12 protein-coding genes are annotated in these 13,386 nt (G+C 70.9%); 7 read left to right on the top strand and 5 right to left on the bottom strand.

What is annotated here, in order from left to right; genetic code table 11:
• The first annotated feature begins 15 nt into the window (after nucleotides 1-15).
• The 4 genes from CP973_RS24110 (at nucleotide 16) to CP973_RS24095 (ending at nucleotide 5,076) form a co-directional block, all read left to right on the top strand.
• Nucleotides 16-1,083 carry a family 2 encapsulin nanocompartment cargo protein terpene cyclase gene (locus CP973_RS24110; RefSeq protein ID WP_150245012.1) on the top strand — a complete coding sequence of 356 codons (1,068 nt, stop codon included), beginning with the start codon at nucleotides 16-18 and terminating at the stop codon, nucleotides 1,081-1,083.
• 33 nt (nucleotides 1,084-1,116) lie between these two features.
• A complete protein-coding gene (locus CP973_RS24105; RefSeq protein WP_150245009.1) occupies nucleotides 1,117-1,992 on the top strand; it encodes a geranyl diphosphate 2-C-methyltransferase in 876 nt (291 codons plus the stop codon).
• A gap of 324 nt (nucleotides 1,993-2,316) precedes the next feature.
• Complete coding sequence (locus tag CP973_RS24100; protein WP_150245007.1) at nucleotides 2,317-3,528, top strand: cytochrome P450; 1,212 nt, start codon at nucleotides 2,317-2,319, stop codon at nucleotides 3,526-3,528.
• Nucleotides 3,529-3,570: 42 nt separating this feature from the next.
• Entirely contained in the window at nucleotides 3,571-5,076 is a 1,506-nt protein-coding gene (locus CP973_RS24095; RefSeq protein ID WP_150245004.1) for a tryptophan 7-halogenase, read from the top strand.
• A gap of 34 nt (nucleotides 5,077-5,110) precedes the next feature.
• On the opposite strand, the gene CP973_RS24090 is transcribed toward CP973_RS24095, so the two are convergent.
• Nucleotides 5,111-5,752, bottom strand: a complete 642-nt coding sequence (locus CP973_RS24090; protein WP_150250161.1) for a 3'-5' exonuclease — start codon at nucleotides 5,750-5,752, stop codon at nucleotides 5,111-5,113.
• 49 nt (nucleotides 5,753-5,801) lie between these two features.
• Nucleotides 5,802-6,296, bottom strand: a complete 495-nt coding sequence (locus CP973_RS24085; protein WP_150245001.1) for an ATP-binding protein — start codon at nucleotides 6,294-6,296, stop codon at nucleotides 5,802-5,804.
• A gap of 194 nt (nucleotides 6,297-6,490) precedes the next feature.
• Here CP973_RS24085 and CP973_RS24080 point away from each other — a divergent pair, with 194 nt between their 5' ends.
• Both CP973_RS24080 and CP973_RS24075 read left to right on the top strand, forming a co-directional pair.
• Complete coding sequence (locus CP973_RS24080) at nucleotides 6,491-6,733, top strand: DUF397 domain-containing protein (RefSeq protein WP_150244998.1); 243 nt, start codon at nucleotides 6,491-6,493, stop codon at nucleotides 6,731-6,733.
• 90 nt (nucleotides 6,734-6,823) lie between these two features.
• Nucleotides 6,824-7,732: a helix-turn-helix domain-containing protein gene (locus tag CP973_RS24075; protein ID WP_150244995.1), complete on the top strand. Its 909-nt coding sequence runs from the start codon at nucleotides 6,824-6,826 to the stop codon at nucleotides 7,730-7,732.
• A gap of 188 nt (nucleotides 7,733-7,920) precedes the next feature.
• Here the strand turns inward: CP973_RS24075 and CP973_RS24070 are convergent, their stop codons facing one another.
• The gene (locus CP973_RS24070; protein ID WP_150244992.1) at nucleotides 7,921-8,736 is read right to left on the bottom strand and encodes an SAM-dependent methyltransferase; all 816 of its coding nucleotides are present in this window, start codon (nucleotides 8,734-8,736) and stop codon (nucleotides 7,921-7,923) included.
• 613 nt (nucleotides 8,737-9,349) lie between these two features.
• Between CP973_RS24070 and CP973_RS24065 the strand changes: the two genes are divergently transcribed.
• Nucleotides 9,350-10,078, top strand: a complete 729-nt coding sequence (locus tag CP973_RS24065) for a LuxR C-terminal-related transcriptional regulator (protein ID WP_167538501.1) — start codon at nucleotides 9,350-9,352, stop codon at nucleotides 10,076-10,078.
• A 58-nt stretch (nucleotides 10,079-10,136) separates the two neighbouring features.
• On the opposite strand, the gene otr(A) is transcribed toward CP973_RS24065, so the two are convergent.
• Nucleotides 10,137-12,122 (bottom strand): tetracycline resistance ribosomal protection protein Otr(A), encoded by a 1,986-nt coding sequence (gene otr(A) / locus CP973_RS24060; protein ID WP_150244986.1) that lies wholly within the window; start codon nucleotides 12,120-12,122, stop codon nucleotides 10,137-10,139.
• Nucleotides 12,123-12,280: 158 nt separating this feature from the next.
• A complete protein-coding gene (locus tag CP973_RS24055; protein WP_150244983.1) occupies nucleotides 12,281-13,315 on the bottom strand; it encodes a methyltransferase in 1,035 nt (344 codons plus the stop codon).
• Between the last annotated feature and the right edge of the window lie 71 nt (nucleotides 13,316-13,386).

Raw genomic sequence — 13,386 nt, 5'->3', positions numbered from 1 at the left:
CGTGAGGTACGGACCATGAACACACCCACGCCCGCCACCGAAACCGCCACCCCGTTCAGGCTGCCCGGCCCGCCCAGCCTCGCCCGCGCCCGGCCGACCCGGCGCGGCGGCGCCGTCCCGGGGCTGAGGTACCGGCCCGTCGCCCCGGCCGACCCGGAGAAGGCCGCGGAGATCGACCGCAGGCTGGAGGACTGGGCCCGGACGCTGGACCTGTTCCCCGCGCAGTGGTCCGGCGACTTCACCGATTTCCAGTTCGGCCGGGCCGTCGTCCTGCAACACCCCGCGGCGGCCGACCTCGAACGCCTCACCGCCGCCGGCAAACTGCTGCTGGCCGAGAACATCGTCGACACCTGCTACTGCGAGGAGGACGAGGGCAAAGGCGGCGCACGCCGTGGTCTGGGCGGCCGCCTGATCATCGCGCAGTCCGCCCTGGACCCGTTCCACGGCACCCGCGACACGGAGGAGGAGTGGCGCCGGGGCGTGCAGGCCGACGGGCCCCTGCGCTCGTACTACTGGGCCCTGAAGGACTACGCGGCCCTCGCCACCCCCAGCCAGACCGACCGGTTCGTCCACGACATGGCCCGGCTGCACCTCGGCTACCTCGCCGAGGCGTCCTGGGCGGAGGCGCGGCACATGCCGCGCGTGTGGGAGTACCTGGTGATGCGGCAGTTCAACAACTTCCGTCCCTGTCTGTCGATCGTCGACGCGGTGGACGGCTACGAACTGCCCGAGGCTGTGTACGCCCGCCCGGAGATCCAGCGGATCACCGCCCTGGCCTGCAACGCCACGACCATCGTCAACGACCTCTACTCCTTCACGAAGGAGCTGGCGAGCGACCCGGACCATCTGAACCTGCCCCAGGTGGTCGCCGCCAACGACCGGCGCGGTCTGAAGGCCGCGTACCTGAAGAGCGTCGACATCCACAACCAGATCATGGAGGCGTACGAGACGGAGGCGGCCGAGCTGGCCGAAACGTCTCCGCTCGTCGAGCGGTACACCCGGAGCCTGTCCGACTGGGTGGCCGGCAACCACGAGTGGCACGCCACCAACTCCGACCGCTACCACCTGCCCAACTACTGGTAGACCGATCCAGTGCACCACGGCAAGGAGTCACCGTTGACCACCGCGCACGTCCCCACCGCACGCCCCGCCCTGCCGACCCAGTCCACGTACCAGGCCCGCGTCGCGGAGTACTGGAACACCGAGGAGAACCCGGTCAACCTGGAACTCGGCAAGATCGACGACCTGTATCACCACCACTACGGCATCGGGGACGCCGACCGGTCCGTACTGGACGAGCCGGATCCCGTCCGGCGCCGCGAGCGCATCACCGGCGAACTGCACCGCCTCGAACACGCCCAGGCCGAGCTGCTCGCCTCCCACCTCGGCGCGCTGTCGCCCGCCGACCGCGTCTTCGACGCCGGGTGCGGACGCGGCGGCGGCAGTGTGGTCGCGCACCTGCGGTACGGCTGCCACGCCGACGGGGCCACCATCTCCGCCAAGCAGGCCGACTTCGCGAACGAGCAGGCCCGCAAGCGCGGCATCGACGACAAGGTGCGCTACCACCACCGCAACATGCTCGACACCGGCTTCGCCACCGGCGCGTACGCGGCGTCCTGGAACAACGAGTCGACGATGTACGTCGAGCTGGACCTGCTGTTCGCCGAGCACGCGCGGCTGCTGCGGCGCGGCGGGCGGTATGTGGTGATCACCGGCTGCTACAACGACGCCTACGGGCGCGCCTCCCGCGAGGTGTCCCTGATCAACGCCCACTACATCTGCGACATCCATCCGCGGTCGGCGTACTTCCGCGCGATGGCCCGCCACCGGCTGGTCCCCGTACACGTCCAGGACCTCACCGCGGCCACCATCCCGTACTGGGAACTGCGCAGCCGGGCCGACCACCTGGTCACGGGCATTGAGGAAACCTTTCTGACCGCGTACCGCAACGGCAGCTTCCAGTATCTGCTGATCGCCGCCGACCGGGTCTGAGAGACGTTCCGGAGCCCCGCCGGGCCGGCCGCGCGCCGCCCGGCGGGGCCTTCGCGCTCCGGGCCGGACCACCGGCGGCGCGACGTTCGCGCCGTCGCGCGTCCCGGGGCGTGCGCGGTCCGGCGGCGCGCGCCGCGCACGCCTTGTTCACCGGCGCCGGTGAGTTTCCGCGCGCCGCCGGTTCCGCCGCCGGCTTCCGGGCACTGTTCCGGTAGCCGAGGTGGCGCCGTTGCCTTCGGGGACGGGTCGTCCGGCAGCGACGGCCGGAAGCACGGGAGCAGCCGTCGGCCGCAACGAGACCACCCTGCGCGAGGCGGTGAACCGATGCCGCACCCGTCCGACACGGCCGCCACCGGACCCGAGGAAGATCCCCAGCCGTTCCCGATGCCCCCGCCGGGCAGCATGGGGCCGCCGCCGCAGTATCCGCGGCTGCGCCGCGAGTGCCCACTGGCCAAGGTCGCCACCCCGTTCGGCGCTCCGGCGTGGTACGCCACGCGCTACGACGACGTACGCGATCTGCTCGCCGACGACCGGTTCATCCGGCCGACCATCGAGGACTGGCCGCCCGGCCCGGATGCCGACCGCGGTCCTGGCCTGCTCACCATGATGGAACTCGAAGGGCCCCGGCACGCGGCCCTGCGCCAAGCGCTGGCACGGCCGTTCAGCGTCCGTGCCGTACGGCGACGACGGCCCGCCCTCCGTGCCGCCGCCGACCACCTGCTGGAGCAATTCACCACCACCGGGCCTCCCGGCGACCTGGTGAGCGGCTTCTGCGAACCCTTCCCACTGCTGGTGACATGCGAGCTGGTGGGCATCCCGTACGACGACCGCGACTTCTTCCTCGCGCCGGCCGACGCCGCGCTCGGCGCGCTGATCACCCTGCCGGAAGGCCGCGAGGCCACCCACCAGCTGCGCGCCTACATGGAGTCGCTGCTCGACCGCCGCCGCCGTACACCGGGCGACGACATCCTCAGCATGCTGGCCCGCGCCTGTGACCGCGGCGCGGTGGACCGGGAGAGCGTGCTGGCCTTCGGACTGTCGATGCTGGTGGCCGGATACCGCACCACCACCATGTTCCTGGCCAACGCAGCGCTGGCCCTGCTGTCCGAGCCGGAGCGGTACGCGCGCTTGCTGCGCGACCGCGCGCTGCTGCCGGCCGCCGTGGAAGAACTGCTGCGCTTCCTCCCCGTACAGAACGGTGTCATCGTCCTCCAGGCCCAGCGGGATGTCGCGCTGCACGGGCGGACCGTACGCGCCGGCGAGGCCGTACTGCCCGTACTGGCCGCGGCCAACCGTGACGAGCGCGTCTTCCCGGAGGCGGACCGGCTGCTGCTGGACCGGCCGTCCAACCCGCATCTGGCATTCGGCCGCGGCCCGCACAACTGCATCGGCGCCCACCTGGCCCGTGCGCAGATGAGCGTGGGCCTGGAAGCGCTGCTGGACCGCCTGCCCCGGCTCCGCCTGACCGGAGAGCCCCCGGCCTGGGAAGACCACTCACCCATCCGGTCCCCGCTCACCCTCCCGGTGACGTGGTGACCGTCCCGCCCGCTCGCACGCGACCGCGAAAGGAAGCCGCACATGCCCGTATCCTCCGAGGAGTTCGATGCCGTCGTGGTCGGCGGCGGACCCGGCGGGTCGACCGCCGCCGCCCTGATCGCCATGGCCGGACACCGCGTACTGCTGCTGGAACGGGAACGCTTCCCGCGCTACCAGATCGGGGAATCCCTCCTCCCGTCGACCATCCATGGCATCGGGCGCCTCCTGGGGGTGGAGGACGAGCTGCACGAAGCCGGCTTCATGCGCAAGCGCGGCGGCACCTTCCGCTGGGGCTCGGCACCGGAAACGTGGACCTTCTCCTTCGCGGACGCCCCCGGCCTCGGCGAGACCGGGGGCTACGCCTACCAGGTGGAGCGGATGCGGTTCGACGCGCTGCTGCTGGACCACGCCCGGCGGGTCGGCGCCGACGTACGCGAAGAATGCGCCGTACGCGCCGTCCACCACCACGACGGCCGCGTCACCGGCCTGACCTACCGCAGCCCGGAGGGCACGGAAGCCGAGGTCCGCGCCCGCTACGTCATCGACGCCTCCGGCAACACCGGCCGCCTGCACACCGCGGCCGGCGGCCGGCGGGTGTACTCCCCGTTCTTCCGCAACATCGCGGTCTTCGGCTACTTCGAGGGCGGACGCCGGCTGCCGCCGCCGAACCAGGGCAACATCCTGTGCGCCGCCTTCGACACCGGCTGGTTCTGGTACATCCCGCTGACCGACCGCCTCACCAGCGTCGGCGCCGTCGTCCACCGCGAACACGCCGACCAGGTACAGGGGGACCCCGAACAGGCGCTGGCCAAGCTGGTGGACCAGTGCGCGCTGATCCGGGACCACCTGGCGGACGCGCGGCGCGTCACCGAGGGGACGTACGGCAGGGTGCGGGTCCGCAAGGACTACTCCTACTGCAACACCCGGTTCTGGGCGCCGGGCGTGGCGCTGGTCGGCGACGCCGCGTGCTTCATCGACCCCGTCTTCTCCTCCGGAGTGCACCTCGCGACCTACTCCGCCATGCTCACGGCCCGCTCGGTCAACAGCGTGCTGGGCGCAGGCATGGACGAGGGACGGGCCTTCGGGGAATTCGAGGCGCGCTACCGGCGGGAATACACCGTCTTCCACGACTTCCTCGCCGCCTTCTACAGCATGCAGGCACCCAAGGACACCTACTTCTGGCAGGCGCACAAGGTGACCGGCGGGCAAGCGGGCGCGCTGGCCTCCTTCATCAACCTGGTCGGCGGCCTGTCCTCGGGCGACCGGGCGCTCATCGACGCGGACCAGCTCACCGGCCGCCTCGCCACCGCCTCACGGGTGCTGGACGAGTCCGCCGACGGCTATCAGGCGGACCCGGCCGGCGACCCGTGGGACGAGAGCCCGATGCTCGGTGAGACCTTCGCCCAGAGCGACGCGCTCGCCGGACAAGGAGTCGCCCGCGGCGACTTCGCGGAGAAGACTCCGCAGTTCCCCGGCGGCCTGGTCGCCACCGCGGACGGCATGCACTGGGCGGAGCCCGCCGGGGAGCCTCCCGGCGATACGCCGTGACCCGCCCGCCGCCGAAGAGCACGACGCGTGGCCTTCACAGGAAACCTGTGGGCAGCCAGTGCCCGATGGCGTGCAGGTGGCGGAGGGCCGCGGCGAAGGAATAGCAGTCGGACAGGGCCGAATGTTCCTCGCCGGCAGCGGGCTTGGGGAGGTTCAGCACCTCCCACAGGCGTCCCGCGTCGGCGGACGCCGTTTCCGGGGCGATGGAGTTCAGCCACGGCCGGATGTTGAGGAACGTGGCGAAAAGGAAGCCGTTCTTCACCTCGTCGCCCCGGGCCCGCGCCCATCCGACGTTCTCTCCCAGGACGACCATGTCGTTGCCGTAGGAGAGAACCGGCATCCCCCGGCAGAAACCCAGGAAGTCGCCGAGCGCTTCCGCCGGGGCGCGGCCCTCGTGGTCCACGTCCTCCTGGGTTATCCCGGTCAGGCCGGTGAAATGGCGCGACAGCCGGGGGTTGGCCACCGGCCGGACCAGTGCTTCGAACTCCTCGACGACACAGCAGTCGTCGTTCAGGCGCAAGGCTCCGATCTGCACGATCTCCCGGAGCTGTCCGGGTGCCGACCAGTCCTGTTCGAGGGAGCCCGGCCAGGACGTGAACTCAAGGCCGAACAGGATGAACTCCGACGAACCGGTTTCCCCGTTCCGGAGAGGGCGGGTCCCGGGTGCGCGGACCACCGCACCGGGCGCCCGCTCCCACGGCGGGAGCGGGCCGCCCGCAGGACGGCTACTCACCTACGGGCCCTGACGCGGGGAGCTGGGCCCAGACCGTCTTGCCCAGGGCGTCCGGAGGGGTCCAGCCCCAGGACTCGCTGAGCCGGTCGACGACCCACAGGCCCCGGCCCCGTCCCGCGAGCGGATCCGGCGGCAAGAGGGCGGGAGCCGTGCGGCTGGAGTCGGAGACGGCACACAGGATGCCGGCGTCCTCGTGCGCCAGCGCCAGCCAGGCCGCGCACAGCACGTCCGACCCCGGCCCTTCGGCGGCCGTGGGGACGGGAGGGGCGTGCCGCAGGGCGTTGCTGACGAGTTCGGAGACCACCAGGGCCGCGTCCGAGACGACCGACGCGCGGATGCCCCACCCTTCGAGCGTGGTGGCGGTGAAGCGGCGGGCTTCCGCGATGGTGCGGTAGGCCCCGCTGAGCGCGCACACGGCGAAGTGCCGCTCCGGACCCGGCTCCGTGTGGAGGACGTCGTGCACGGTCGGTGCCGGATGTGTCGTCATCACGATCTCCGCGAGAGGGCTCGTCGGGGGCTGGGCCGCGCTGTCGGGGAGGGTTAATATCGCGGTCGGCCGTGTTCCACTGCAAGTACATCTGCAATTGCAGCGGTAAGTACGGCCGCACGGCGCCTGTTTCACGCCATACGCGCACGGGCCCGTACCGGTCCCAGGAACACCTCCGGCAAGGGGAGAACCAAGTGGAGACATGGCCCAACGGCACCCGCGCCAGTGCCCTCGACGGCGCGGTGTGGCGCAAGAGCCGCCGTAGCAACCCCAACGGCAACTGCGTTGAACTGGCCGTTCTCGCCGGCGGCGGGGTGGCGGTGCGCAACTCCCGGGATGCCGGGGGACCGGCGCTGATCTATACCCGTGACGAGATCGCGGCCTTCGTCCAAGGGGCCAAGGACGGGGACTTCGACGACCTGGCCGGGCTCGGCTGACGCATATGTCGGCCGGATAGTTACCTCGGCTGTACGAGCCCTGCACGCGATGGAACACTGGACGTCCGCCCTACCGACAGGGGAGCCAGCATGACCGCCGCGCAGCCAGGCCGCATCCCGCCGCCGCGCCCGCACATCGAGCACCCGCGGGGCGGACCGACGGTGCTGCGGATCGTCCTGGGCACCCAGCTGCGCCGGCTGCGGGAGGCGGCGGGCATCACCCGCGAGGCGGCCGGGGACGCCATCCGCGGCTCCCACGCCAAGATCAGCCGCTTGGAACTGGGCCGGGTCGGCTGCAAGGAACGCGATGTGGCCGATCTGCTGACGCTGTATCAGGTCACCGATCCGGCCGAGCGCGCCGAATTCCTGGCGCTGGCCCGCGGCACCAGCACGCCCGGCTGGTGGCACCAGTACAGTGACGTCCTGCCCGGCTGGTTCGAGACGCTCATCGGCCTGGAGGAGGCCGCGGCCGTCATCCGCACCTACGAAGTGCAGTTCATTCCCGGGCTGTTGCAGACGGCGGAGTACGCCCGTGCGGTGTGCCGGCTCGGGAACCTCTCCGAGCGGGAGGTCGCACGCCGGGTGGAACTGCGGCTGCGTCGGCAGGCGCTGCTCACCGCGCCCGGCGCGCCGCGGCTGTGGGCCGTGATCGACGAGGCGTCCCTGCGGCGTCCGCTCGGCGGCCCCGACGTGATGGCGCGGCAGCTGCGGCACCTGCTGGAGCTGACCCGCCTGCCCCACGTCACCGTACAGATCGCCCCGTTCCACCTCGGCGGACACGCGGCGGCGGGCGGCCCGATCACGATCCTGCGCTTCCAGGAGCCGGACCTGCCCGACATCGTCTACCTGGAGCAACTGACCAGCGCTCTCTACCTCGACAAGCGCGACGACGTGGACCACTACCTCGCCGTGATGGACCGCCTCAGCGCCCAGGCCGAATCCCCCCGGGCGAGCCAGGAGCTCCTGGAGCAGCTGATCGAGGGCGCGGAACGGGACTGAGCACCGGCCTCGGGGAGCGACGCGGTCGCCGGTGCTCGGCGTGCGGGGCAAAGGCGAATTGCCGGGCGTGGTGAGCGGCACCGGATGCGGTCGGTCCATCAAGGCGCTGTCGTCGGCGCGTTCACGTACCACCTTCTGCAGCGCTGATCCGCACGCAGTTCCTTGATCACCGCCGTGTGCCACACGCCTCAGCGCTTGCGCGCCACCCCGCCGTACTCGATCCACTCCTGGGTGAGCTGCTTCGGGCCGATGTCCGCGTCCGGCTTCCAGGTCGAGACTTCGACCAGGCCCGGTTCGAGGATTTCCAATCCGTCCAGGAACGCGGCGAGTTCGGCGGCCGTGCGCACCCGGCCCCACTGGCCGTGGGTGTTGACCCGCATGAACTCGGTGACGAAGTCGCGGGTGGCCCGGTCCTCGCTGACGAGCTGGCACACGACCAGGAAACTGCCGGGGGCCAGGCGCTCCGCGACCCGCCTGATCAGGGCGGCCGGGTCGTCCTCGTCGGGGATGCAGTGCAGGACGGACACGAACAGGGCGGCCACCGGCCGGTCGAAGTCGATCAGGCGGGTCACCTCGGGGTGCCCCAGGATGCCGTCGGTGTCGCGCATGTCGGCCTGGATGACCGCGGTGTTGCGGTTCTCCTCCAGCAGCGCCCGGCCGTGTGCCAGCACGATGGGGTCGTTGTCGATGTAGACCACCCGCGCGTCCGGGGCGACCCGCTGGGCGACCTCGTGGACGTTGTCCTGGGTGGGCAGACCTGAACCGTGGTCGATGAACTGCCGTACGCCCTGTTCCTCCGCGAGCCAGCGGACCACCCTCCGCAGGAAGCGGCGGTTGTTGACCGCCAGGGCCCGGGTGCTCGGCACGACCTGGTCCAGTTCCTCGCACGCGGCACGGTCCACGGCGTAGTTGTCCTTGCCGCCGAGGTAGTAGTCGTACATCCGCGCCACGCTCGGGATGGTGACGTCGATGGTGTCGGCCAGCGGCCGCGCGTCCTGACTCATTCCCTGCTCTCCCGTCGTCCGGGCACCCCGCCGAGGCGCCGTGGCCGGCCGCTCCCATGGGAGGTGAGCGTGCCGCCAGGGCGTCCAACATACCCAGCCGCGGGCGGGTGTCGCAGGCCTGTGAGCACACTCCGGCACACGTCAGGTGCGTGTCGGGCGCCCGCGCCGGGACAGCGGTGCGGTGCAAAGGCAAGGGCCGAACGGCCCTGATTCGGCGGTACGGGGCGTCGGACGCTTATACATCAGCCGTACCGGGGGAAGCGACCAACTTATACCACGGACCACCGTGCAATCAGGTTCTCATTTGTGGTGTTTGCCATTACTTTATTCTGCGCGGAAGATCTTTTTACCTGATCGTGCTTGCCCCCGTCTGCGCTTCAGCCTGTACTGTTGTAAATGGCGTATGCGAAATCTTTTGCTCGCCAAAAGGGTGCGTGGGGGTGCTTCTGGTGACACGGGGGAAGCTTTTAGGTTCCGTCATTCTGGTGCCGATGCTCGCATGGACCGTGCGGCTCGCCATCTCCTCGATCGTCCCCTCTCCGCTTGTCCTGACGGAACGGCCTCGGCCGAATTTTCCGACAGGTCCGACCAAAGAATGCAGAAATGTTTCTGTGTGCTGGAGGGGCGAATGGATAACAAAGTCATCACCGTCCTCGTCGTCGACGACCAGACCCTGCTCAGGGAGACGCTGTGCGACGTGCTCGCCGCCCAGCCGGACATCAAGGTGGTCGGCGGCCTGGCCAACGGGGAGGCGGCGGTGCACATGGCCGGCGAGCTGCGCCCCGATGTCATCCTGCTGGACGGGTCGGAGCCGTACGGAGTCGTCTGCGGCGTCGAGGCCATGCACCGGGTGTCGCCGCGTTCCCAGTGCATCATTCTGACCTCGTTCCACCATCCGGCACTCGTTCAGCAGGCGCTGCAACTGCGCGTGAGCGGATTCCTCACGAAGAATTTACGGCGGGCTGAGGTGCTGGCCGCGATCCGTAGTGTGACCAGTCATCCGGGGCAGATATTCATGTCCGTACCAAAGGAAAGCATGGCGGCGCTGCCGCATACCTCCACGGCGCGTCTGTCCGCCCGCGAGCTACAGATAATGGAGAACGTGGCGCGCGGCCTGAGCAACAGCCAGATCGCCGCCCGGCTCACCATCACCGAAGCCACCGTGAAACGTCATCTGAGCAATGTTTTCGAAAAGCTCGGAGCGGTTTCCCGGATCGATGCCGTGAACAAGGCGAAATCCATGCTGATCCTCGGATTCTCCCGGAACACCGGCCCGTACGCACGGCAGGACGGCCCGTACCCACGGCCGGAGGTCCGCCTCCAGGTACAGGCCGGCACCTGAAAACACCGGACCGTGCCCCGCGACGGGAAACCGCCGCGGGGCACGGTCCGGTGCCGGTTCAGACGCGCTTGAGCACGTGCAGGATGTACTCGTCCCGGTTGAGCGGGTTGGGCCCCTCGGGCCGCGGCCGCACGGGCGGCCGTCCGGCCGCGGGCCGGTAGCCCCGGTGCTCGGCCACGAACACCCCCTCTCCCTGGGTCAGTCCGGGAACCCGCTGGTTGAAGTCGTGCACGAGGCTGGTCGGCATCGTGCCCTCCAGCCGGAAGACGTCCCCCTCGGCCGTGGGCACGCCGGGAGTCGCGCCCAGCTCGGCGAGTTTCGCCAGCACCGGGCTGAGCCGGGTGGCGGGCACCTCCAGCTCGAAGGCGCTGACCGGCTCGTGCACCTCGGTACCGGCCTGCCGGAGCGCGTCCATCAGGACCAGCGGCGTGGCCTTGCGGAAGTCGTCGGCCGCGCTGACCGGGCTGGCGAAGCCGGTACGGGTCAGGGTGACGGCGCAGTCGGTGACCTGCCAGCCGTACAGACCGTGCCGCAGGGTGGTGTGCACCGTCTCCTCGATGGCCTTGTGGAAGGCCAGGGGGAGCGAGCCCAGTTCCACCGCCAGGCGGAAGGTGATGCCCGCGCCCGGCTCGGCCGGCCCGACGCGCAGGCCCACGGTCGCCCAGAAGTAGTTGTGCGTCCGGGTGTCCAGCTCGATCAGCGCCTCGCCCGTCCCCACGGGCTTCTCGATGCAGACCGTACGGGTCGGGTCGAAGCGCACACGTACGCCGAAGGACTCCGCCAGCGTGCTGCCGAGGATCTCCTTCTGCACCTCTCCGTAGAGGCGGACCACCGCGCCGGCCGCGTTCTCCTCGTCCTGGCGCAGATCGATCGAGGGGTCCTGCTCGTCCAGCATGCGCAGCGCGGCGTGCAGCCGCCCGGCGTCCGCCGGACGCTCCGGCCTGATCACGGTCTCCAGGCTGGGCGGGGCGAAGAAGTTCCGCGGCGGCGGCCCGTCGAGGTGCCCGGCCCGGTCGCCGACCCGTACGTCCTTCAGGCCCCACGCCTGCGCGATGTCCCCGGCGGTCGCCCGGACCTCCCGGGTGGCCGACCCGTGCTCGAAGACCCGCAGCGCGGTGATCCGCCCGCCGTGCTCGGTGACCCGGCCGGTGTGGTCGACGCGGTGCAGTGTCACCGGATCGCGGGTGCCCAGCGTCCCGGAGACCAGCCGCAGATACGCGACGGCCTCGCCGCGCGCACCGCGGTCCACCTTGAACACGGTGGCCCGCAGCGGCTCGTCCCCCGAGTCGTGCACGGACGGCAGCAACTCGCGGATCCCGCGCACCAGGTGGTCCAGACCCTCGCCGGTCAGCGCGGACCCGAAGAACACCGGGTGCACCAGACCGCGCGCGGTCTGCGCGGCCAGTTCCTCCGCGTACTCCTTCTCGGTCAGCACCCGTTCCTCGTCCAGGTAGGCGGTGAGGAAGGCGTCGTCGTGGTCGGCCAGCAGCTCACCGACCCGGACGGCGAAGTCCGGGTCGGTGTCCGGTCCGAGCGCGGTCGCGCGGGCCCGCGGCGTGCCGGCGTCCGCCACGGCGGACAGCGCCACCGCGGCGGGGGTGAGCCGGTCGCGGATCTCCCGCAGCACACCGTCGGGGCGCGCGCCGCCCCGGTCGATCTTGTTGACGAAGACCAGCGTGGGGATGTCCAGCCTGCGCAGGGTCCGCATCAGGATGCGGGTCTGCGGCTGGACGCCCTCGACGGCCGAGACGACCAGGACCGCGCCGTCGAGCACCGCGAGGGCCCGCTCGACCTCGGAGATGAAGTCGGAGTGCCCCGGGGTGTCGATGAGGTTGACCTTGAGGTCGTCCAGGACGAACGTGGCCACGGCGGACCGGATGGTGATGCCGCGCTGCCGCTCCAGCTCCATCGAGTCGGTCGTCGTGGTGCCGGCGTCCACGCTGCCGGCCTCGTCGATCACTCCGGTGCGGTGCAGCAGGCGCTCGGTGAGGCTGGTCTTGCCGGCGTCAACGTGGGCCAGGATGCCCAGATTCAGCTTGTTCATGGAGGGGGTTCGGATTCCTCTGCGTCGTGATGCGGACCTTTCCTGCCGGATTCGTGGTCGCCTGCCGCATCGTTCCGCCCTCTCTGACGTAGCTCTGATCCGCCCGGTGGGGACACACCCACGGGCATGATCACGGTAGCAAGGGCCGCCACGGAGGGTCAGGGCTTGACGGCGACTATCAGCCAGTCGCCGAGGAGGTTGTCGATCCGCTCCGCCTGCCGCACCCGGAAGCCGGCCTCCTCGATCTCCGCGCGGTACTCCGCCACGCTGCTGGACGAGCTGTCGCCGCGGATCAGGCCGTGGTTGAGGCGTTGCAGCACATCGTGCACCGTCGTGGTGGCCGGGTCCGTCATCAGGTCGTAGACCACCAGCGCCCCGCCGGAGGGCAGCGCCTCGTGGATGCGCGCGAGGAGTTTGCGCCGCTGCGGTACGGGCCAGTCGGGCAGGACGTGCCCGGTCACCACGGCGTCCGCGGACGGCAGCGGATCGGTCAGGAAGTCGCCGCCGTGGAAGCGGACGCGGCCTTCCAGGCCGCGCTCACGGATCAGCTCGCCGGCCAGCGGCGCCAGCGCGGGCAGGTCGAACACGGCGCCGCTCAGGTGCGGATGGGCCAGCGCCACCCGCGTCGCCAGGTTGCCCCGGGCGCCGCCGATGTCGACGAAGGACCCGTACCCGCTCCAGTCGACGCGGCGCGCCAGCTCCTCGGCGGTGAAGGAACTGAAGGTGTCGAAGTGCGCCATGACCTGACGGGCGCGGTCCGGGTCCTCGTAGTGCTTGGGGTACGCCTCGGGCCCGTGCGCCTCGGCGCCGGAACCCGCCTCGCCCTCCTGGAGCGCCGTCGTCAGCCCGGCCCATACGTGGTAGTGCTTGCGGGCGTGCTGCAGGACGGTGCCGCCCAGGTACTCGGGGGCGCCGGACACCAGGAACGCCTGGGCCGCGGGCGCGTTGCGGTAGCGGTCGCCGTCCGTCTCCAGCAACTCCAGCGCCACGAGCGCGTCGAGGAACTCCTTGGCCAGCGGATGGACGATCCGCAGCCGGTCCTTCACCTCCCCGACGGTCGCGGGTCCGTCGGCGAGCAGGTCGAACAGGCCCAGTTCCACGGCGCTGTGCAGGGCCTTCGCCTGGTGGTAGGCGGTGGTCAGGTGCAGCAGCGAGCGGGCCTGGGCCACGGGTGCGAGCGGTGCGGTGGTCATGAATCTCCTTGGCCTGGAAGGGGGACGGGGCAGGGAACCGGGAGCCGGGCGGCGCGCACGGAGGGCCGGGC

The sequence above is a fragment of the Streptomyces albofaciens JCM 4342 genome (assembly GCF_008634025.1).
Classification (GTDB): Bacteria; Actinomycetota; Actinomycetes; order Streptomycetales; family Streptomycetaceae; genus Streptomyces; species Streptomyces albofaciens.
The sequence above is the reverse complement of the archived record's forward strand: the minus strand, read 5'-3'. Positions and strand labels throughout refer to the sequence as shown.